The sequence below is a fragment of the Ralstonia sp. 22111 genome, assembly GCF_052045895.1.
Taxonomy (GTDB): Bacteria; Pseudomonadota; Gammaproteobacteria; order Burkholderiales; family Burkholderiaceae; genus Ralstonia; species Ralstonia wenshanensis.
The window spans coordinates 77,177-98,614 of sequence record NZ_JBQEPR010000004.1; the positions used below are offsets into that span (position 1 = coordinate 77,177).

Sequence of the window (21,438 nt, forward strand, 5' to 3'; positions counted from 1 at the left end):
AATCGTTGGCTTATTGCAGATCGTTCAGATCGCGTCGTTCAAGTGGCAGGCGCTGACGTGGTTGACCGCAATGCCGCGCAGCGTCGGTGTCTCGGTCTTGCAGCGGGGCATGGCGTGCGGGCAGCGCGGGTGGAAATGGCAGCCGGTGGGCGGGTGCAGCGGGCTCGGCATCTCACCCTGAATGGCGGTGAACGTCTTGTGCCGGGCCGACAGGCGCGGGATCTCCGCCAGCAATGTCTGCGTGTAAGGATGGTTCGGGCGGCGGAACACTTCCTCCGCCGTCGCCGATTCCACCACGCGGCCGAGATACATGATCACCACGCGGTCCGAGAGGTGCTCCACCACGCCAAGGTCGTGGCTGATGAACAGGTAGGTCAGGTTGAGCTGCTCGCGCAGGTCCATGAACAGGTTCAGGATCTGCGCCTGGATCGACACGTCCAGCGCTGCCACAGCCTCGTCGCAGACGAGCATCGACGGCTGCACCGCCAGCGCGCGCGCAATGCCGATGCGCTGCCGCTGGCCGCCGCTGAACTGATGCGGGTAGCGGTCGCGCAGGGCGGGGTCCAGGCCGGCGCGCTGCATCTGCGCAGCCACGTAATCGGCAAAGTTGGCGCGGTCGGTCAGGCCGTGCACGCGTGCCGCCTCGCCAACGATCTCTTCCACGCGCAGGCGCGGGTTGAGGCTCGCGTACGGGTCCTGAAAGATCATCTGGATCTTCAGGCGGGCCGCGCGGGCTTCCTCTGCGGAAAGCGTGTCGACAGCCTTGCCGTCCACGCGCACCTCGCCGGCCGAGGGCGGCATCAAGCCCGCAGCAATGCGGCCGAGTGTGGACTTGCCGCAGCCCGATTCGCCGACGAGCCCCACGACTTCACCGGGCTGGATCGCAAGGTCGACACCGTCGACCGCACGAACAATCGCCGGCGGATGCGCCAGGCCAAAGCGCTGCAGAACGCGATCGGCCGCGCCGACCTTGCGATCGCCAAAGCGTTTGCTGACCTGTTTGAGTTCAACGAGAGGTGTGCTCATGCGACCTCCCGCGAGGACGCGTGCTGCGGGCCCGGATGGAAGCAGCGCACGAGGCGCTCAGGTATCGGTTGGGTGATTTCCGGAGCGGCGCCGCAGACATCGGTGGCGCGCGGGCAGCGTGCCGCAAATGCGCAGCCTGCCGGCAGCGACAGCAGGTTCGGTGTCATGCCGGGAATCTGGCGCAGGCGCTGGCCGCGGCGATTCTCGCTGGGCAGGCTGTCGATCAGGCCCATGGTGTAGGGATGCAGAGGGGCATCGAGCACGGCATCCACCGGCCCGTGTTCGACGATGCGCCCGGCGTACATCACGGCCACTTCGTCGGCCAGGCCGGCAACGACAGACAGGTCGTGCGTGATCCAGATCAGCGCCGTGCCGTGCATGCGCGCGAGCTTCTGCACTTCGGACAGGATCTGCGCCTGGATGGTCACGTCCAGCGCCGTGGTCGGTTCGTCGGCAATGATCAGGTCGGGCCGATGCAGCATCGCAATGGCAATCGCCACGCGCTGGCGCATGCCGCCGGAAAGCTGATGCGGATACGCCCGCAGCCGTTCTTCAGGGCTCGGGATGCCCATCAGGCCGAGTGTGTCGCGCGCATGTTCCCGCGCCTGCTTGTGGCTCATGCTGCTGTGCGCGCGCACGGCCTCGATCATCTGGGCATCGATGCGCAGCACGGGGTTGAGGGTCATCATCGGGTCCTGGAAGACCATGGCGATGCGGTTGCCCTGCAGCTTGCGCAATTCACGCGGCGGCAGTTTGGTGAGGTCGCGCCCTTGGTAGAGGATCTCGCCGCCGACCACGCGGCCGGGCGGGTCCACCAGGCCCATGATCGAGAAGCCGGTGACGGACTTGCCTGAGCCCGACTCGCCCACCAGCCCGAGGATGCGCCCGCGTGCGAGCGAGAACGACACGTCGTCCACGGCCGGCAAAACGCCTTCGCGCGTGAAGAAATACGTGCGCAGGTTCCGGACTTCGAGGGTGGTCGCGTTGGTGGACGCCGTCATCGTTGCGTCCTCGGGTTCAGCACTTCACGCAGGCGGTCGCCCACCAGGTTGATGGCCACCAGCGCCAGCAACAGCGCGATGCCCGGATAGAAACTGATCCAGTACTGGCCTGAGAGCATGTATTGGTATCCGTTGGAAATCAGCAGGCCCAGAGACGGCTCGGTAATCGGCACGCCCAGGCCCAGGAACGACAGCGTGGCCTCCAGCGTGATCGCGCGCGCCACCTGCAGCGTGCCCACGACGATCAGCGGCGGCAGGCAGTTCGGCAGGATGTGCTTGAGTGCGATGCGCCAGCCGGGCAGGGCGAGCGAACGCGCGGCTTCCACGTATTCGCGGCGGCGCTCGACGAGGGCCTGGCCGCGCACCGTGCGCGCGTAATACGCCCACTCCAGCAGCACCAGCGTCAGCACGACGTTCGTGATGCTCTTGCCGAGATAGGCGAGGATCATCATCGCCACCAGCACGGATGGGAACGACAGCAGCAGGTCGACCGTGCGCATGATGAGGCTATCGACGCGGCCGCCGGCATACGCCGCAATCAGCCCCATCAACGTACCGATCACCGCCGCCACGGCTGCCGAACCGATCCCCACACCCAGGCTGATGCGCAGGCCATAAAGGATGCCGGAATATAAGTCACGCCCCTGGCCATCCGTCCCGAGCCAATACGTGAACGTGCCCGTGCCGGAAGGCGACCCGGGTGGCAGTCGCGAGTCGAGCACGTCGAGCTGCATCAGGTCGTACGGATTCTGCGGCGTGATCCAGGGTGCGGCTAGCGCGGCCAGAATCAGTACCACCACAACGACCAGCCCGAAGATAGCAGCCTTGGAGGCGAGGAAATCCGACGCCACGCGCCGCCAGGGTGATTGCCTGCGCGGGGCTGACACCGTCGTCGCCGTCGTGGATTGCGAAGTCGTATTCATCATGCAGCCTCCGCGTTATCGGCCGCACGCACGCGTGGGTCCAGCATCCGATACAGGATGTCGACGATCAGGTTGAGCGACACGAACAGGCACACCACCACGATGAGGTAGGACACGATGACTGGCCGGTCCAGCGCGTTGATGCTATCGAGAATCAGCTTGCCCGCGCCGGGCCACGCGAAGATGCTCTCCGTCACCACCGCAAAGGCGATGGTCGAGCCCAGCTCCAGGCCGAGCACCGTCACCAGCGGGATCAGCGTATTGCGCAGCACGTGCGCCAGCACCACGCGCAGCGGCGACAGGCCCTTGGCACGCGCGAATTTCACGAAGTCCTGCGGCAGTACCTCGCGCACGCCGGCAGAGGTCAGCCGCAGCACCAGCGAGAGCTTGAACAGCGACAGGTTGACCGCCGGCAGCACAAGGTGCCGCAGGCCATCCACCGTTAGCCACGACCATTCGATGCCGAAGAGGCGTGCCGTTTCGCCGCGCCCGCTGGCGGGCAGCCAGCCCAGGCTCACGCTGAACGCCATGATCAGCATCAGGCCCACCCAGAACGTCGGCAGCGAAAAGCCCACCACACTGCCCGTCATGAGCAGGCGCGACACCGGATGGCGCGGATACAACCCGGCGAACAGCCCCAGCGGCACACCGATCACCACCGCGATGATCAGCGCAGAAAACGCCAGCTCCAGCGTGGCCGGCAGGCGCTGCAGGATCAGCTGGATGGCTGGCTCGTTGTAGACGAAGCTCTTGCCGAGATTGCCGTGCAGCGCGCCGTTCAGGAAGGCGAGGTACTGCTCCCACAGCGGCTTGTCCAGACCCAGCTCGGCAATGATGCGTGCGCGGTCGATCTGGTCCACGTCCTGGCCGATCAGGATGTCGACCGGGTTGCCGATGGCGTGCAGACCGATGAAGACGATCACCGTCATCACCAGCACGACCAGCAGCGCCTGGCCGATGCGGCGGATTAGCCAACCTGTCATCGTGCAGCCTCCTGGCCGGAAGTGGCATTTGCTTCCACACCGGGCGGTGGGGCAGGTGTCCATTCATCGCCGAAGATTTCCGGCTCGGCATACGCCTGAATGGCGGCGTAGTGGGCGTCGATGTCTTCCTGGTACAGCAACCCGGCAATGCCCTGCGCCAGCCGTTTCGCGCCTTCGCTGATGGCCGGGATGTCGCCCGAGACGCTGCCGTGCGTGACCGACGCCGGATAGCAGAAGCAATGCACGCGCGACAGGCCGGGCAGCGTGCCGGGCGTTTTCTCGCGAAATTCGAACGCGTGGCCGAGGTCGGGCGAATCGGCGAGTTCCGCGTCTTCCTCGCCGGGGCGCGGCGTATAGCGGTCGCGCCATTGGCGAATGTGCGGTGCCAGTGCGCTGAATTCGGGCCGGGCCGCCCAATCGGTGCGAAAGCCTGTCGAGAAGATCAGGAAGTCCAACTGGAATACGCCTTTGGTGGTGGCCACGTGCAGCACGCCGTCATACTCGTCCACACCCAGGATGCCGCACCCGAGGTTGAAGCGCGCATTCGGATGTCGCGACACACGCAGCGTGCTGCCGCGCGGCGGTGGGACCTGCTCGACATTGATGTAATGGCGGATGCGCCATTTCCATGCGTCGGGCAAATGCAGGTGGCCATGCACGAGGCCTGGGCTACCGGCGCCCTTGCCCTTGTTCACGCGCGGCAGGTCGGGGCGGCGGATCAGCATGTCGACGCTGGCAGCACCGGCTTCCAGTGCCGTCGCGGCCGAATCCATCGCGGATGCACCAGCGCCGATCACGCCCACGCGCTTGCCGGCCAGCGCGCCGTAGTCCATCTCGTCAGATGAATGGGCCCACCAGCGGCGCGGCAGCCGATGCGCAAAGTCGGGCACGGATGGGCCGCCCAACCCATCACGGCCGGTAGCCAGCACCACGCGGCGCGCAAACACACGCTGCGTCGGTTGGCCCGGCGCGTCGATCAGCAATTCAACGGCGCCATCCACGCGCGGGAGGATCGTCTTCACGTAATGATCGTTGCGCACGTCCAGTTGCAGCACGCGGCGGTACCAGCGCAGGTAGTCCATCCATTGCAGGCGTGGAATCTTGTCGAGCACCTCCCACGCATCGGTGCCGAACTGCGCTTCAAACCATGCGCGAAACGTCAACGCCGGCAGGCCGAGCGCAGGGCCCGTCAGTTGCTTGGGCGAGCGCAGCGTTTCCATGCGCGCCGTCGTCGCCCAGGGGCCTTCGAAGCCGGCAGGCGAGCGGTCGAACACCACCACGCCGATGCCAAGATGCTTGAGCGATGCCGCCGCCGCCAACCCGGCCATGCCGCCCCCGATGACGGCCACGTCCAGCGCGGGTTGATCCTCTAACGTGTGTGGCAGCGTCCAAGTTTTCGCAGGGAGTTCAAGCCACGAGAGGTCCTGATGCAAGCGGGCTTCCAGCGCGGCGAGCCCGGTGACTTGCAGCGCGTTGTCTTGTTGAGCAGCGGTCATGCGGACGCGCCTTCGGTTTCGTTGATGGATTCGCCATACACCATCTGCAGCATGCTGGCATGGCGTGCCGGATCGTGCAGCTTGCAGTCCGGCAGCAGGCGCTGTGCCGCGCGCGCGAGGGCGTCGGTCAGTGAGGTCACCGCCGCCGAGGGCCGCCTGGCCTCAGGCGTGATCACGCCAAAGAAGAAGGGGATGTCGGCGTCGATCGGGCGCACGGTCACGCCGTCGATCGGCACGCCGTACGCCGTCACGGGCTCTAGCAACGCGACACCCAGGCCCGCACGCACGGCGGTCAGCGCATTCAGCGAGGCGTTCGTCTCGATGAGCGCGGTGGGTTCCACGCCGGCCTTCGCCAGCGCTTGGTCCAGGCGTCGGCGCAATCGATAGGGGTTGTGCATGGTGATGATGCGCTGTCGGGCGCAATCGGCCAATGCGACGCGCTTGCCGGCGGCGAGCGGGTCGTGTGTCTGCACGGCAGCCACGCACGCCGCTTCGCCGATCCAGTGCACGGTGACGCCACGATGCTCCAGCGGCAGGCTGCTGAGGCCAAGGTCGGCGGCACCGGTCAGCACCGCGTGCACAACCTGCTCGGGCGAGGCGCTGCGAATCTGGATGCGCTGCGCGAGTTCCGGCTCATCGGCCAAGGCCGCGGGCAGCAAGCCGGCCGCCAACGCGGACGTCGCTGCCAGGCGCAGCGGGCGTGCCTCGCCGCGCGCGATTTCTTCGGCACGCGTGCGGATCTGCCGTAAGCTGATCAGCGTATGCTCAACGTCTTCGTACAGTAGGAAACCTTGCTCCGTCGGCGAGACGCGCGGCCCCGCGCGCGTGAACAGGGCATAGCCGATTTCGGCTTCCAGATCCTGGATGAGCCTGCTGATGGCGGGCTGCGAGCGTCCCAGCAGCTTGCCCGCCGCGGTGACGCTGCCGGTCGACATGACCGCGGCAAACGCTTCGAGTTGTCGGAGTTCCATCCGCCTGTTTGATCCCAGTCATGCATGTAGTTCGTGCATTCTGGTAGAGGCAGTATGCGAGTTCCAAATAGTATTTTCTTATGTACTCATGCGTTTTTCGCTGGCAACCGCTATTTCCTGCGGTGCAACAACTGCCGAGGCAGGCTGCACCGCAGCGCAACCGCATCTATTTCACGAAGGTGCCGTTCGGCCCGATCACTGTCAGCTCGACATAGTTCGATCCCTTACGCAGGTTTGGACCGTAGTGGACTTCCAGGCCGCCCAGGTCGATCGTGCCGGCCGATTCCAGCCCCGAGACAAAGCTGGCCCGCGTGGGCGACTTGCCTGCACGCTTGAGCCCCTCGACCAGCACGCGCGCGGCTGCGTAGCCTTCCATCATCGCGTACGACGGCGTCACGCCGGCAGACTTCGCGCTGGACTCCAGCTCCCGCCCCAGCAATGAGGTTGAGCGCACCGGTGACGGCATCACCTGTGAGATCACAACGCCGCGGCCCAGCGCCCCGAGCGATTTCGCAAACGCCAAGCCGGCGTTGTTGGACAGCGCTGCAATCTGCGTCACCGTGCCTTGCTTGTTGAGCGCCTCGATCATGGCGCGCGCCGTCGTGCCCGGGCAGGCCAGGATCACCGCTTGCGGCGCGAACTTGCCAACGTCTGCGGCCGCCTTGGCGACGTCCGGTTTCAGGCGGTCGACGGTGAGGATGCTGTGCGCGTCGGCGGGAAGCTTTTTCGTGGCGTTGTTGAAGCCGATCTCGGTGTCTTTGCCGAAGGTGTCGTTCACGTTGACGAGCGCCAGGCGGCGCAAGCCTAGCGTGTCGAAGTAATGCACCAGCTCGGCAATCTCTGCCTGGTATTTCGCGCGCACGACGAAGAGCAGCGGATCGGGCTGATCGAAGAACGTTGAGGCACCGGTGGACGGCGCCACCACCGGCGCGCCCACCGGCCGGGCTTCGGTCATGATCGCCTCGGTATTCGGGGTGCCGCGCGGCAGGAAGAGGGCAAAGACCTGTTTATCGAGCAGCAGCGCGTGCGCGTGCTTCTTGGAGGCAGCCGCATCAAAGCCGTCGTCTTCCGAGATCAGCTCGATCTTGCGTCCATTCACGCCCCCCGCGCGGTTCACGGCATCCAAGTAGAGCTTGGCGCCCTGCGTCATCTCCTTGACCTGCTCGCCGGCGGGGCCCGTGAAGCCGGCGGTCTGGCCGATGACGATCTTGGTGTCGGTGATGCCCGGTTCGGCCATCGCCTGGCCAGACGCCAGCAACAATCCCGCCAGCCACGCGCATGCAATGGCGCTGCGCAACGCAGCGTTGCGACCTGTCATGTCTCCCCCTTTTTTCTGGGTGATTGTTTTGTCGTATGCCGATACGGCAGCGTGCACCGCAGCATCGGCCGGACGATGCTAGCTGAGAAGCCGCGCATCGCCCCTCCGGATTTCCCTAGGGCTGCAACATTGCTGCAACGCTTCATGCGGGTTCCGCGCAAAAAAAAACCGCCGTACGAGACGGCGGCATTGGCGTGCAGCGAAGCGCCGGTCAGTTGTTCTGCTTCGTGATCTTCGTGCCCTCGATCGACGCGCCGGCCATCAGGCCTGCGTTGGTCAGGTTGAAGCCGATGATCGGCTGCTGTGCGGTGTTGGTATCGACCGCGCCGTTCGCGCCGATCTTTGCCAACGCCACGGTGGCATCCACGCCGGCCGTCCAGCCTTGGCTAGCCTGGAATTTCTGCAGCGCTTCATCCGTCATGAACAGGATGATGAGCGCACGCGATTGCGCACCAGCCTGGAAGCCCACCGAAGCGGAGGCGATGTTGTAGTAGCCCAGCGGACGCCCGCCGCCGGTGCGCAGCACGCCTTCGCCGTATTGGCCACCCACCACAAAGCCGGCGTTCAGCACCGACGGGAACACGAGCACGCCCTTGGCGCGTCCGACCAGCTCGCGGGAGCCGTTGGCCGTGGTGTACAGGCGCGAGAGCACGGAATCGGCCTGCGAGTTGGTGGTGGCGTGCTTGTTGGTGGACGACATCACGTCGGAGCCCTGTGCATTGGGGCTGGTCGTGGTACAGGCCGCGATCTGGGTACCGAGCAGTGCGACAGCAGCAAGCGTGGCGGCGCGGGTGACGATGGTCTGGCGGCTAATGAGGTTCTTTTTCATGGCGATTGATCTCACTGTCTTTGTTGTTGACGAGGGACACAGGCACACGCGCATCCCGGCTCCGACTCGGTCCCATGCATTGAGCAAGGGTGTCGACCAAGGTGGAGCAAGCGGCGTGCCCGCCATATCGCATAAGCGCCGGAGCGCTCAATTCCTGACATTAGGCGAGATTTGTGCCCCATGTGGCGCTTTTGCTTCACTGCTTTGTAAAAACGCAAGCCGACCGCAATGCAGGTAGCTTTTTCACGCGCAACAAAAAACCGGCGCTTCAGGCCGGTTCTTTGTGCAAAGCAGGAGAGGGGAGAGGGTTGGCGGTCAGATCCAGATGATCAACGCAGCCACGCCAATGATCAGGCCGAACTTCACCACGTAATAGACCTTGCGGTTCCATGCCTTGAAGCGGCGGCGGTACTGGCCCATCACCCACACGTAGCGGAACAGCTTGTTGATGCCGCCGGTTTGGTCGCCATCATCGTTGGGCGAGCTGGCAGCAGTCATGACCTTGCGCCCGAGCCATTTGTTGACGCGCTGTGCCCAGCCGAATTTCATCGGGCGTTCGATATCACAGAAGAGGATCAGGCGATCCTTGTCGGAGGCGTTTTCGGCCCAGTGCAGATAGGTCTCGTCAAAGACCACGCCCTGGCCGTCGCGCCAGCTGTGGCGCTCGCCGTCGACTTCGATGAAGCAGCGGTCGTCGTTGGGCGTGGACAGGCCAAGGTGATAGCGCAGCGAGCCGGCAAATGGATCACGGTGCGGATTCAGCTTGCCGCCCGGCGGCAGCTCGGCAAACATCGCTGCCTTCACGCTGGGTAGGTCACGCAGCAGCGCGACGGTCTGGGGGCAGAGCTGTTCGGCTGAAGGGTGATGGGCTTCGTACCACTTCAGGTAGAAACGCTTCCAGCCATTCTTGAAGAACGAGTTGAAGCCGGCGTCGTCGTTCTTCTCGGCAGCCTTGATCTTGCGCAGGTTGATGAGCGCCAGGCCTTCGTCGCGGATCTGCGGCCACGCGGCCTGCAGCTTTTCCAGATCCGGAAAGCGCTCGACCGGCACATACGGCGTCTGCGGCACGCCCGAAAACGCGTACATGAAGCAGTTGACCGGCGCGACTACGGCCGAGTGGTCGAACATCTGGCGCCAGAATTTCAGGCGCACCTTGCCGCGAAAGTGCACGTACAGAATGGAGCCCAGATAGAGGGCTACGATAATCCACTTGATCAAGGCGATTTCCTTGCCGCACAGAGGCGGTCAGCAATTGATTGCATGCGCTGGCAGCGCAATCTGGCATTTTACCCGTGGCGGGACCGCATCGCGTAGGTCGTCGCCAACAGCGCACGGTGGCTTGGTGACGCCACGTTACCGTTTGCGCCGCTTTTGCAATAAGGAACCTCTGTGTTCATTTGTCGTGAAATGTGCGCCGCGTTCTACAATCGAGCTTCGCCAGCCCGGCACCATAGCCGGGGGCGATTACCGGAGGGAGCGATGGACGTCAAAAAGCGCGACGAAGAATCCAGCGACATGCCGACCACCATTGGCATCGTGCCGGGCAATGCGGAATCGCTGGACGCGTCCATCCGCCGTGCTCAGGAAGCGCTGTCCGCGGTGTCTGCCCGCTTGGCAAGCCGGCCTGCACCGCCGCGCCCGGACCCGGCGACAGATCGCTTCGTTGAAACCGACGACACCATGTCCCCCGCAGAAGCGCGCGCCCTGGCCGAACGTTGCATTGCCGGCGAGACAGCGGAGCCGGCAAGCCTGGCGCGGGCGTTTTCCGCATTGCTTGGGCAGATCGATGGGTTGGAAGCCGACCATGCCGGCCGGCGCCGCGTGCTGCGGCAGTGGATGGTGAGCCAGCTCACCTACAAGATGCTGTATCTGCACCACACGGGCCAGGATTCGACCGTGCCGCCGCGTGCGCTGCGCGCTCAGAAAGAGCGGGTGAAGGCGCAGGTTTCGGCATTGCTGGATGCCGGGCGCTCCTACGCCGATGTGCGCCTGACCGACCTGCGCTTTGCCGAGGATGGCAGCGCCGCAGGTCAGGGCTAGGCGATCAGGCGATCAATCCTCGTCGTCGTCCGGTTCGGAGTCGAGGAAGTCGCGGCGGGTGAGCCAGTCGGCGATGGCTTGGTCGCAGGCATCCTTTAGCTTGGACTTGTTATCCACCTTGTCGAACAGCGTGAAGTTCATCAGCGCCAGGCCCAAGTCCGTGATGTAGAACATCCGCTTGGGGTTGTCGAAGTGGACGATGCGGCCGTCGATGTCCCCTTCGTCTTCCGGCTCGGCCGGTGCGTCTTCGAGTTCGACCACGCGGCAGGTGAAGCGCGGCGCGCGGGTGTGCGTCAGATATTCGAATTCATCGTGCGACACTTCGCCGGACGGTGTGACGGCAATGGCGAAGCCCCAGATAAAGCGCGGGGTCGGCAGATCCGACAGCTCGTCGATTTCATCCATCCTTGTTTCTCCAGTCTGATGACGGCTTGTATTAACGGCGCATTATCGCGCGACCCGTGCTGCACGGAAAGCACAATGCACGCCCGACATGATGGGGCGCAGAAATGACCGACCCGCGAATACAACGCATACGAGACGGCCTTGCCGCCCGGCAGGCGTTCGACGCTGACGCACTCGTTCCGTGGATTGTTGCCGGACAACGCGTCGGCTGGCTGAGCCGCGAGCGCGCTGCGCTGCTTGGGCGCTGGCCGCAGTGGTTCGACGTATCGGCGCAGCGGGTCGATTTGCGGGAGACGCTCGCCAGCGAGGCCGAGCGCACCGCCGCGCTGGCCGAAGTCGTCATGCGCCTGGCGGAAGACGGCCACGTGCGCGGTTGGCGCGACGAGCGTTTCGCCGTCAACACCGGCTGGGGCACGCCCACGCTGGCGCTGATCGAACGCGCCGCCGCGCGCTTCTTCGGCATCCGAACCTATGCGGCGCACATGAACGGCCTGATCGACGGCGGTGAGGCTGCCGAGCCGGCGCTCTGGCTGGCCCGCCGCGCCCAAACCAAGCCGATCGACCCCGGCATGTGGGACAACCTCGTCGCTGGCGGCATTGGCCACGGCTTTGATGCGCGTGGCGCGCTGGAAAAGGAATGCTGGGAAGAAGCGGGCATCGGCGCCGATCTGGCAGCCCTTCTGGTGCCGCGCGGCACGCAGGATGTGCTGCGCGAAGTGCCCGAAGGTATCCAGTGCGAGACGCTTTTTGCCTTCGACCTGACGTTGCCAGCCAGCTTCGTCCCCGCCAATCAGGACGGCGAGGTCGCGGGCCACCTGCGCGCCAGCCCCGACGCGGCGCTTGATATCATGGCGGACTTCGCGATGACGGTCGACGCCACGCTCGTTACCCTTGACGCCCTGGCGCGCCTGGGTTTGGCACATGCGCCGCAGCGGTTTGCGTCCGACAACAATACATAAAACGCTTCATGAGTCACTCCGGTTTCATTCTTACCCTGTCGTGTCCGGACCAGCCGGGCATCGTCCATGCCGTGTCGGGCCTGCTTTTCGAGCAGGGCTGCAACATTCTCGATTCGGACCAGTTTGGCGACGAATTCACGGGCCGCTTCTTCATGCGCGTGCATTTTGTTCCGCAGGGCCAGCCGCTGGGCCTCGCCATGCTGCGTGACCGCTTTGCACCGATCGGGGAACGTTTCACCATGCAGTGGGGCATGTTCGACGCGGCAGTCAAGCCGCGCGTGATGATCCTGGTCTCGAAGATCGGCCATTGCCTGAACGACCTGCTGTTCCGTGCCCGCGCCGGCCAACTGCCGATCGAGATTGCAGCCATCGTCTCGAACCACCGCGATTTCTACCAACTGGCGGCGTCTTACGACGTGCCGTTCATGCACCTGCCGTTGCTGCAGGCGACGGACGCGCAGAAGGCGCAGCAGGAAGCCCGCATCTGGGAAATCGCGCAGGAGCAGCAGATCGATCTGGTCGTGCTTGCGCGCTATATGCAGATACTTTCCGACGACCTGTGCCGCAAGCTGGAAGGCCGCGCCATCAACATCCATCACTCATTCCTGCCGAGCTTCAAGGGCGCCAAGCCGTATTACCAGGCGCATGAGCGCGGCGTGAAGCTGATCGGCGCAACGGCCCACTACGTGACGGCTGACCTGGACGAAGGCCCGATCATCGAACAGGAAATCGAGCGCGTGGACCACAGCATGGACCCGGAGCAGCTCACCGCTGTCGGCCGCGACGTGGAATGCGTGGCGCTGGCGCGCGCCGTGAAGTGGCATGCCGAACACCGCATCCTGCTCAACGGCCACAAGACCGTCGTCTTCAAGTAATCCAGTCAGAGTAGGGGAGCGCGCGATGCGACAGATCATTCTCGATACCGAAACCACCGGCCTGAATGCCGCCACCGGCGACCGCGTGATCGAAATCGGCTGCGTGGAGATGGTCAACCGCCGCCTGACCGGCCGCAACCTGCACTTCTACATTAACCCCGAACGTGAGATCGACGCGGGCGCGATGGCCGTGCATGGCATCACCAACGAGTTCGTGGCCGACAAGCCGAAGTTTGCCGACATCGTCAACGAGATCCGCGACTACGTGCAGGGCGCCGAGGCGATCATCCACAACGCCGCGTTCGACCTGGGCTTCCTCGACATGGAATTCCAGCGCCTGGGCCTGCCTGCCTTCCGCGAGCACCTGTCGGGCCATATCGACACGCTGCGCGAGGCGCGCCAGATGTTCCCCGGTAAGCGCAACTCGCTGGATGCACTGTGCGACCGTCTGGGCGTGAGCAATGCGCACCGTACGCTGCACGGCGCATTGCTGGATGCGGAACTGCTGGCCGAGGTCTACCTCGCCATGACGCGCGGCCAGAACACGCTGGTGATCGACATGCTGGAGTCGGGCGAGGGCGCGTCGGACGAAGCCGTCGCCGTCGACCTGAGCGCGTTGCAACTGCCGGTGCTGCTGGCAACCGAAGCGGAGGCCGAAGCGCACGCCGGCGTGCTCAAGGAGATCGACAAGGCCAGCGGGGGCAAGACCGTCTGGACGCGTGAACCTGTGGAATCTGTGCAGCCGGCTGCCTGATCAAAAAAATGTGCGGCCAGGGTATTTACACGGCCGCACCTTTTCGTCATAATCTCGTTTTCACCGCATTCGGGTGGTTAGCTCAGCGGTAGAGCACTGCCTTCACACGGCAGGGGTCACAGGTTCAATCCCTGTACCACCCACCAAACTGGCGAGAAATCGCTTAAAAGGCCCTCAGGCAAATGCCGAGGGCCTTTTTCTTTGTCCGTTCTCCGTGCAGGCTTTTCTGGCCGCGTCTTTGTCGCATCGGGCAAAACTCCCTCTGGCGCAAAAAAGAGACACCCTCGGGCGGATCCGTTCGGTCCTGCGGCCCGGAGTTGTGGGCACATGCGAGGCGATGAACGCAGTTCTCCTTACGCGTTGCGCAATGCTTCGTTGTCTCCCAGGGAGAAAAGCTGCCGCTACAAGCGTCGCGTCGCTGGTGCGCGCCATGCGCGATACCACAGTTGGCGAAACACGAAAACGCAGGGATATCCCCCTCCCGATTTCACCGAGCGCGCGGGAACTCGCGCGGATCGGTTACGTACCAACCTGCGAGCCCGAGAAGGCGACATAGGTACGCTTTCTGCTGTGCTCGAGGTAGCCGATCGTCGTGGTGCACGCGTGTTGATGCATCGTGCAAGGTCCGTTTAGCACTTCATGCTGTCGAGCGCTAACGCAATTGCAACGGTTGTGCACCGTTCCAGGCTCTCAACCGTTCTTGTGATCATCGGTGATTCGTCTACAGTGGAATCAGCAACGCACGCAAGAACTAGCCTGGCTCTCGCTTGTTGGTGTGGAGTAGGGAAGAAATCTACGGGGGAGATATGGATATTTTCCGCCACTACGCAACGCGTTTTGAAGCTCGCAAAGAGGACGAGTACAGCATCCAGGAGTATCTGGATATCTGCAAAAAAGACTCGACCGCCTATGCGACCGCCGCCGAGCGCATGCTCACCGCAATCGGTCAGCCCGAACTGGTGGACACCCACCACGATCCTCGGCTGTCGCGATTGTTCTTCAATAAGGTCATCAAGATCTATCCGGCCTTCCGGGAGTTCTACGGCATGGAGGACACGATCGAGCAGATCGTCTCCTTCTTCAAGCATGCCGCACAGGGCCTTGAGGAACGCAAACAAATTCTTTACCTGCTGGGCCCTCCGGGCGGCGGCAAGTCGTCGCTCGCCGAGAAGTTGAAGTCGTTGATGGAGCAGATCCCCATCTACGCGCTCAAGGGCTCGCCCATTCACGAGTCCCCGCTCGGGCTGTTCTCGCCCGAGGAAGACGGCAAGATCCTGGAGGAGGACTACGGCATACCACGGCGCTATCTGAACTCGATCGCTTCGCCGTGGGCGGTCAAGCGGCTGCATGAGTTCAATGGCGACATCACGCGTTTCCGCGTAGTGAAGCTGCATCCGTCGGTGCTGTCGCAGATTGCGATTTCCAAGACGGAGCCGGGCGACGAAAACAATCAGGACATTTCGTCTCTGGTAGGCAAGGTCGACATCCGCAAGCTGGAGGACTATCCGCAGGACGATCCGGATGCGTATTCGTATTCGGGCGGGCTGTGCCTGGCCAACCGCGGGTTGCTTGAGTTCGTCGAGATGTTCAAGGCGCCGATCAAGGTCTTGCACCCGCTGCTGACGGCCACGCAGGAAGGCAACTACAAGGGCACGGAAGGGTTTGGTGCGATCCCGTTCGATGGCGTCATCCTGGCGCACTCGAACGAGGCGGAGTGGCAGAGCTTCAAGTCCGATCGCAACAACGAGGCGTTCCTTGATCGCATCTACATCGTCAAGGTGCCGTACTGCCTGCGCGTGTCGGACGAGGTGAAGATCTACGACAAGCTGCTGCGCAACAGCTCGCTGGCGGCCGCGCCGTGCGCGCCGAACACGCTGAAGATGATGGCGCAGTTCGCGGTGCTCACGCGTATCAAGGAGCCCGAGAATTCCAACATCTTTTCGAAGATGCGTGTGTACGACGGCGAGAGCCTGAAAGATGTCGACCCGAAAGCGAAGTCATATCAGGAGTACCGCGACTTTGCCGGCATCGACGAGGGCATGACAGGGTTGTCGACGCGCTTTGCGTTCAAGGTGCTCTCGAAGGTGTTCAACTTCGATGGGACGGAGGTGGCGGCCAATCCGGTGCACTTGCTGTACGTGCTCGAGCAGCAGATCGAGCGCGAGCAGTTCCCGCCGGAGACGGAATCCAAGCTGATGTCCTACATCAAGGAATACCTCACGTCGCCGTACGTGGAGTTCATCGGCAAGGAGATCCAGACCTCGTATCTGGAGTCCTATTCGGAGTATGGGCAGAACATCTTCGACCGCTACGTGGTGTTTGCCGACCTCTGGATCCAGGATCAGGAATATCGCGACCCGAACACCGGCGAAATTCTCGATCGCAGCGCATTGAACGACGAGCTGGAAAAGGTGGAAAAACCGGCGGGCATTTCCAATCCGAAGGATTTCCGCAACGAGATCGTCAATTTCGTGCTGCGGGCGCGCGCCAAGAACGGAGGCAAGAACCCGGTCTGGACGAGCTACGAGAAGCTGCGCGCGGTGATCGAGAAGCGGATGTTCTCGACCACGGAGGATCTGCTGCCCGTGATCTCGTTCAATGCCAAGTCGTCGCATGACGACAAGGAGAAGCACGAGAACTTCGTCAACCGCATGGTGGAGAAGGGCTACACCCAGAAGCAGGTGCGCTTGCTGGTCGAGTGGTATCTGCGCGTCAGGAAGTCATCGTAAGGAGGTCAGGAGAGGGAAAAGGCACCCAGCGAACTTCCAATCGAGGGCAGTCACATGGGCACGATCATTGATCGGCGGGAGAACGGTGGCGGCAAGAGCACCGTCAACAAGCAACGCTTCATCAAGCGTTACCGAGACCAGATCCGCCGCGCGGTGGCCAAGGCGGTGACGGGTCGCAAGATCATGGACATCGAGCAGAGCGGGCAGGTGTCCATTCCGGTCAAGGACATCTCCGAGCCCATGTTCCACCACGGCTCGGGCGGGCGCCGAGAAGGCGTTCACCCGGGCAACAAAGAGTTCATTCGCGGCGACAGCTTCGACCGCCCGCAGCAGGGCAGCGGCGGCTCAGGCTCGCAGGCCAGCGACTCGGGCGAGGGCGAAGACGATTTCATCTTCACGCTCTCGCGCGAGGACTTTCTCAACTTCTTTTTCGAAGACATGGCGTTGCCCGATCTCGCCAAGCGCAGCCTTGCCAAGATCGCGGAGGTGCGCAAGGTGCGCGCGGGGTTCTCACTCGACGGCACACCGTCCAACCTGTCGATTCTGCGGACGATGCGTAGCTCGCTCGGTCGCCGCATTGCGTTGTCCAGCCCATATCAACGTCGACTGCATGAGCTGGAAGGCCAGTACAACGAAGAACTGGAAAACGACGGCCCTTACAGCGTACGTGCGCAAGAGCTGATGAAGGAGATGCGCCATCTGCGCTCGTGCCTGGATCGCGTGCCGTTCATTGAAAAGCTCGACCTGCGCTACAACAACCGCGTGCTGCGCAAGCGGCCGCAGGCGCAGGCGGTGATGTTCTGCGTGATGGACGTGTCCGGCTCGATGGATGAGTCGCGCAAGGACCTGGCCAAGCGTTTCTTCATGTTGCTGTATCTGTTCCTGAAGCGGAACTACGAACGGATCGACGTCGTCTTCATCCGCCACCACACGGTGGCCAAGGAGGTGGATGAGGAGGATTTTTTCCACTCCCGCGAGTCGGGCGGCACTGTTGTGTCGAGCGCACTCAAGCTGATGGCGGAAGTGATTCAGGAGCGCTATTCGCCCAGCCAATGGAACATCTACTGCGCGCAGGCTTCGGATGGAGATAACTGGGCTGGGGACTCAGAGCTGTGCGCCAAGATCCTGCGCGAGTCGATCCTGCCGCTGACGCAGTATTACGCCTATGTTGAGGTGGTCTCCACGGAGCCGCAGAACCTGTGGGAGGAGTATCTTACGTTGAAGGCTGGGCACGATAACTTCGCGATGCAGCGCATTCTCAAGGCGGACGAAATCTATCCGGTGTTGCACGAGCTGTTTCAGAAGCGCGCCGCCTGATTGCTGATCGGGCTGCAGCAGGTTGCTCCCAGCTGCGCACTGCCGCCGTGCAGAGGCAGCGTGTGCCATGGCGAGCACGCCACCTGTGACCCTGTGTGATGGACCAACGGGAACGAGCATGGCCTACCTATCTACGGGCTCGGAATGGACCTTCGAGCTGATCAGGCGCTACGACCAAAGCATCGCCCAGATTGCCGCAGATTTCGGCCTGGACACCTATCCGAACCAGATCGAGATCATCACCGCCGAGCAGATGCTGGATGCCTATGCGTCGTCCGGCCTGCCGCTGGGCTACAACCATTGGTCTTACGGCAAGCACTTCCTTGCATCGGAGCGCGGCTACCAGCGCGGCCTCATGGGGCTGGCCTACGAGATTGTCATCAACTCGAACCCCTGCATTGCCTATCTGATGGAGGAGAACACGATGCCGATGCAGGCGCTGACCATCGCGCATGCCTGCTACGGCCACAACTCCTTCTTCAAGGGAAACTACCTGTTCCGCACGTGGACGAACGCTGACGCCATCGTCGATTACCTGCTTTTCGCCAAGAACTACGTGGCCGAATGCGAGCAGCGCTACGGTGAGCAGGAGGTGGAACTGCTGCTCGACTCCTGCCATGCGTTACAGAACTACGGGGTCGATCGTTATCGGCGGCCCAAGAAGCTGTCGATCAACGAGGAGCAGGCACGCCAGGCGGAGCGCGAGAAATATCTTGAAGCACAGGTGAACGACCTGTGGCGTACGCTGCCCACGCACCGCGCACGCGCGCTGGCAACTGCCGACGATGCCCCGGAGCCCGATCCGCAGTTTCCGCCGGAGCCGGAAGAGAACCTGCTGTACTTCATCGAGAAGAACGCGCCCAAGTTGCAGCCGTGGCAACGAGAGATCGTGCGCATCGTGCGCAAGATCGCGCAGTACTTCTATCCGCAGCGGCAGACCAAGGTGATGAACGAAGGCTGGGCCACGTTCTGGCACTACACCATCCTGCACAAGCTCTACGACGAGAAACTCGTCAACGATGCGTTCATGCTCGAGCTGCTGCAGGCGCATACCAACGTGATCTACCAGCCGCCGTTCAACAGCCCGTACTACAGCGGCCTGAACCCGTACACGCTGGGTTTCCTGATGTTCCAGGACATCCGGCGCATTTGCGAATCCCCTGACGAAGAGGACTACCGCTGGGCGCCCGAGATTGCCGGCAGTGATTGGCAGAAGACGCTCGACTTCGCCATGCGTAACTTCAAGGACGAGAGCTTCCTGCTGCAGTTCCTGTCGCCGCGCGTGATCCGTGAGCTGAAGCTGTTCTCCGTGCTCGACGACGACCGCGACGCGAGGCTGCGCGTCACCGCCATCCATGACGACGATGGCTATCGCAAGATCCGCGAGTTGTTGGCAGGGCAGTACGACCTCTCAAACATCGAGCCCAACATCCAGGTAACCAACGTGGACGTGGGCGGCGATCGCTCATTGACGCTGCGTCACCTGCAGAGCAACCGCCGCCCGCTTGGGCCGAACTACGAAGAGATGCTGCGGCACGTCGTACGCCTATGGGGCTTCACATGCCGGCTGGAGGTTGTCTACGAAGACGGGCGACGCGAGATGAAGCACGAGTGCAAGCCTGACTAGCCCGCGCCTGCGTCCACAAGGCCAGCTTTGCGCTGGCCTTCTTTTTGTTCGCGGCAGACGTAGATGTCGGCCATGCTGCTCACTGCGCAGCTACATCCCGAAGCGGAAATGGCCGCTGCGCAGCACGATGTTGTGCGAGTCGGTCAGCTTGAACAGCGAGCGCGCCATGTCTTCGATCGTGCCACGGTGGGTTTCCATCGCTTGCAGCAGATCTTCCCGCCGCCACGACCGAGCGCCGAAATGCTCTTCAAGCGCTTCAGCCGTCACTGCATAGCACGCGGGGGCGCCGTCGACGCTGGCGGTGCAGGTGAGGGTGAGATCCGCGGCGCAGTAGCGTGGTGGGCTGGTGTGGAATTCGATGATCTCCATGGGCGGCCTCCATGAAAAAACGGCGATGCACCGTGCGCTGCCTTCCAAGCAGTGTATGGCGTGGTTGCGTGAATGCAATGGAGTCTGCTCGGTGTTTTCACTGGGGCGAAGCCTGGGGCCCGTAGCCTCCGACGAGGCGGCCGGCTGCCACGGGCGAGTGGAGGCGGGCGCTGCTACATCGCGCACATCTGCACGCGGACGAGGCTCGCCTTGCAGCGCGAGAGCCAGAGCGCGGCCTCAGTCCGGTTGTTGACGCCAATCTGCCGGAACAGCGCGTACAGATGGTTCTTGATGGTGCCCTCGGCCACGTTCAGCACGCGACAGATTTGCTTGTTGGATTTACCCTCTGCAAGCAGTTGCAGCACCTCATGCTGCCGCGGCGTGAGCCGGCGCCAGAGTTCGACCGGACTTTCTCCCAGGCTTTGGCGCGGATCGTCGGGTGAGAGATTGCTGATGGGCGGCAAGTAGACCGCGCCCGAGGTAATGCGTTGCAGGGCTTCGAGCAGAACGTCGGCCGTGGCCTGCCGGTCGACCACGCCGGCCGCGCCAAAGCGCAGCGCATCGCCCACCACGTGCCGGCCGACCGCTTGCACCGTCAACAGCACAGGCACTTCCGGCAACACCGCTTTCAACTCCGACAGGCGCTGCCGTGCGTCGTCATCCTGTGCGCTCCATTCCATCACGACAGCGCTGGGTTCGGCTTGCCTGCAAGCCGGTCCGATTTGCTCGGCGTAGTGAGTATCGATAAACACACCCTGCGCGTCGAGTGCATTCAATACATTGGACACACCTGCCGCAAAAAGCGGCAAGCTATCGATTACCAGAATATTCATCGACCCCTCGTACTTCAGTTAATTGTTTTCAGTGAAACCGATTATTTTGTAGAGCGGGATCGATCCGGATGCATTGAAACGGAAGTTCAGTGCCGAAAGTCACGGGCGGCCTATCGCCACGTACTGGGCCGCTGTTCCGTGGCCTTGGCTGGGACTTTCGAGGCATCGAACCCCGCAGGAAAAACTCTTACTTTGGATTCGGGCACACAAACCTGTGCGTCCAAATAATTCAATGTGAGGAGTTTTAAATGGACAACGGACTTATCGGGTCGGTTATCAATGCGCTGCCGATCGACAAGATGATCTCTGCGCCGCTGCAGGCAATGATCGCAGCGCAAACCTCGGCGGCAAAATCCTATGCGGATTTTCTGCTGCAGGTGTGTATTCAGAACGGCAAAGCCGTTGCGGTGCAATTTGACTACGACGAAACCATCGTCGACGAGAAGGGCGTGTCGCAGGGCACCATCCAGAAGACGATGCGCATTCCGCTGCTGTGCGCGGTCGTGCATCCGGTGATCGCCATCGAAGAAGGCACGATCGACTTCGAGCTGGAGATTTCGCAGTCGGAGAAATCGTCGTCCAGCACCGAGGCGGAAGGGTCGTTCCAGGCGAAGCTCGGCTGGGGCCCGTTCAGTGTGTCGGTGTCGGGCCGCGCCTCGCACAAGTCGGAGCAGACCCGCAGCACCGACACGCGTGCCAAGTACTCCTTCCACACCCAGGTCAAGCGTCAGAACCCGCCGGAAGCGCTGATGCGCGTGATGGAATTTTTGACTGACGCGGCAACCAAGCCGGTGGTCGTCAAGGGCAAGGAGAACGACGTCAAGCCGCTGCCGGCCACGCCGACCGACGGCACGATGATCGGCGAGAAGGTGCCCGCTGGCGGCAACGCGCCGGCCCCGGCTCCGGCCAATCCCTAAGCCGCTACGGCAACGGACGCCGGCCGGCCTCCCCACGGCCGGTGTCCTGATCGGTGCGCGCCCGCC

General features: G+C 63.0%; 20 protein-coding genes and 1 tRNA gene. 9 read left to right on the forward strand and 12 right to left on the reverse strand.

Features of this window, described 5'->3' with window-relative positions; genetic code table 11:
* Positions 1 to 24: 24 nt before the first annotated feature.
* The 9 genes from ACTJK4_RS12030 to lpxO all read right to left on the reverse strand — a co-directional run bounded on the left by ACTJK4_RS12030 (position 25) and on the right by lpxO (position 9,765).
* Positions 25 to 1,026, reverse strand: coding sequence for an ABC transporter ATP-binding protein (locus ACTJK4_RS12030; RefSeq protein ID WP_343620676.1), 1,002 nt, complete (start codon positions 1,024 to 1,026; stop codon positions 25 to 27).
* A complete protein-coding gene (locus ACTJK4_RS12035) occupies positions 1,023 to 2,027 on the reverse strand; it encodes an ABC transporter ATP-binding protein (protein ID WP_440818006.1) in 1,005 nt (334 codons plus the stop codon). Before ACTJK4_RS12035 ends, ACTJK4_RS12030 begins: the two co-directional genes overlap by 4 nt.
* Complete coding sequence (locus ACTJK4_RS12040; RefSeq protein ID WP_440818007.1) at positions 2,024 to 2,953, reverse strand: ABC transporter permease; 930 nt, start codon at positions 2,951 to 2,953, stop codon at positions 2,024 to 2,026. Before ACTJK4_RS12040 ends, ACTJK4_RS12035 begins: the two co-directional genes overlap by 4 nt.
* Positions 2,950 to 3,933, reverse strand: coding sequence for an ABC transporter permease (locus tag ACTJK4_RS12045; protein ID WP_232040360.1), 984 nt, complete (start codon positions 3,931 to 3,933; stop codon positions 2,950 to 2,952). The genes ACTJK4_RS12040 and ACTJK4_RS12045 overlap by 4 nt, the downstream gene beginning before the upstream one ends.
* Positions 3,930 to 5,429: an FAD-dependent oxidoreductase gene (locus ACTJK4_RS12050; RefSeq protein WP_440818008.1), complete on the reverse strand. Its 1,500-nt coding sequence runs from the start codon at positions 5,427 to 5,429 to the stop codon at positions 3,930 to 3,932. Before ACTJK4_RS12050 ends, ACTJK4_RS12045 begins: the two co-directional genes overlap by 4 nt.
* A complete protein-coding gene (locus ACTJK4_RS12055; protein WP_440818009.1) occupies positions 5,426 to 6,400 on the reverse strand; it encodes a LysR family transcriptional regulator in 975 nt (324 codons plus the stop codon). The genes ACTJK4_RS12050 and ACTJK4_RS12055 overlap by 4 nt, the downstream gene beginning before the upstream one ends.
* 166 nt (positions 6,401 to 6,566) lie before the next feature.
* A complete protein-coding gene (locus ACTJK4_RS12060; protein WP_316871403.1) occupies positions 6,567 to 7,718 on the reverse strand; it encodes an ABC transporter substrate-binding protein in 1,152 nt (383 codons plus the stop codon).
* 211 nt (positions 7,719 to 7,929) lie between these two features.
* Entirely contained in the window at positions 7,930 to 8,547 is a 618-nt protein-coding gene (locus ACTJK4_RS12065) for a BPSL1445 family SYLF domain-containing lipoprotein (RefSeq protein ID WP_440818010.1), read from the reverse strand.
* A gap of 315 nt (positions 8,548 to 8,862) precedes the next feature.
* Positions 8,863 to 9,765, reverse strand: a complete 903-nt coding sequence (gene lpxO, locus ACTJK4_RS12070; RefSeq protein ID WP_147213844.1) for a lipid A hydroxylase LpxO — start codon at positions 9,763 to 9,765, stop codon at positions 8,863 to 8,865.
* A gap of 261 nt (positions 9,766 to 10,026) precedes the next feature.
* Between lpxO and ACTJK4_RS12075 the strand changes: the two genes are divergently transcribed.
* On the forward strand, positions 10,027 to 10,587 hold the full coding sequence (locus tag ACTJK4_RS12075) for a hypothetical protein (RefSeq protein ID WP_322016852.1): 561 nt from the start codon (positions 10,027 to 10,029) through the stop codon (positions 10,585 to 10,587).
* Between the two features lie 12 nt (positions 10,588 to 10,599).
* Here ACTJK4_RS12075 and ACTJK4_RS12080 read toward each other — a convergent pair whose 3' ends face one another.
* Positions 10,600 to 10,992 carry a hypothetical protein gene (locus tag ACTJK4_RS12080; protein WP_232040355.1) on the reverse strand — a complete coding sequence of 131 codons (393 nt, stop codon included), beginning with the start codon at positions 10,990 to 10,992 and terminating at the stop codon, positions 10,600 to 10,602.
* Between the two features lie 104 nt (positions 10,993 to 11,096).
* On the opposite strand from ACTJK4_RS12080, the gene ACTJK4_RS12085 reads away from it, so the two are divergent.
* The 7 genes from ACTJK4_RS12085 to ACTJK4_RS12115 all read left to right on the forward strand — a co-directional run bounded on the left by ACTJK4_RS12085 (position 11,097) and on the right by ACTJK4_RS12115 (position 19,253).
* Positions 11,097 to 11,951: a DUF4743 domain-containing protein gene (locus tag ACTJK4_RS12085; protein ID WP_440818011.1), complete on the forward strand. Its 855-nt coding sequence runs from the start codon at positions 11,097 to 11,099 to the stop codon at positions 11,949 to 11,951.
* An 8-nt stretch (positions 11,952 to 11,959) separates the two neighbouring features.
* Positions 11,960 to 12,826 carry a formyltetrahydrofolate deformylase gene (gene purU, locus ACTJK4_RS12090; RefSeq protein WP_322016850.1) on the forward strand — a complete coding sequence of 289 codons (867 nt, stop codon included), beginning with the start codon at positions 11,960 to 11,962 and terminating at the stop codon, positions 12,824 to 12,826.
* 25 nt (positions 12,827 to 12,851) lie between these two features.
* A complete protein-coding gene (gene dnaQ / locus ACTJK4_RS12095; RefSeq protein WP_260802300.1) occupies positions 12,852 to 13,580 on the forward strand; it encodes a DNA polymerase III subunit epsilon in 729 nt (242 codons plus the stop codon).
* A gap of 71 nt (positions 13,581 to 13,651) precedes the next feature.
* Positions 13,652 to 13,726 (forward strand) — tRNA-Val (locus ACTJK4_RS12100).
* Between the two features lie 660 nt (positions 13,727 to 14,386).
* Complete coding sequence (locus tag ACTJK4_RS12105) at positions 14,387 to 16,309, forward strand: PrkA family serine protein kinase (protein WP_004634293.1); 1,923 nt, start codon at positions 14,387 to 14,389, stop codon at positions 16,307 to 16,309.
* A gap of 54 nt (positions 16,310 to 16,363) precedes the next feature.
* Positions 16,364 to 17,626 (forward strand): YeaH/YhbH family protein, encoded by a 1,263-nt coding sequence (locus ACTJK4_RS12110; RefSeq protein ID WP_260802301.1) that lies wholly within the window; start codon positions 16,364 to 16,366, stop codon positions 17,624 to 17,626.
* A 118-nt stretch (positions 17,627 to 17,744) separates the two neighbouring features.
* Complete coding sequence (locus ACTJK4_RS12115) at positions 17,745 to 19,253, forward strand: SpoVR family protein (protein WP_232040350.1); 1,509 nt, start codon at positions 17,745 to 17,747, stop codon at positions 19,251 to 19,253.
* Positions 19,254 to 19,343: 90 nt separating this feature from the next.
* On the opposite strand, the gene ACTJK4_RS12120 is transcribed toward ACTJK4_RS12115, so the two are convergent.
* Positions 19,344 to 19,622, reverse strand: coding sequence for a DUF1488 domain-containing protein (locus ACTJK4_RS12120; protein ID WP_232040349.1), 279 nt, complete (start codon positions 19,620 to 19,622; stop codon positions 19,344 to 19,346).
* A gap of 173 nt (positions 19,623 to 19,795) precedes the next feature.
* Positions 19,796 to 20,455, reverse strand: a complete 660-nt coding sequence (locus ACTJK4_RS12125; RefSeq protein ID WP_232040348.1) for a LuxR C-terminal-related transcriptional regulator — start codon at positions 20,453 to 20,455, stop codon at positions 19,796 to 19,798.
* 248 nt (positions 20,456 to 20,703) lie between these two features.
* On the opposite strand from ACTJK4_RS12125, the gene ACTJK4_RS12130 reads away from it, so the two are divergent.
* Positions 20,704 to 21,372, forward strand: a complete 669-nt coding sequence (locus ACTJK4_RS12130; protein ID WP_232040347.1) for a DUF2589 domain-containing protein — start codon at positions 20,704 to 20,706, stop codon at positions 21,370 to 21,372.
* Positions 21,373 to 21,438 lie beyond the last annotated feature (66 nt).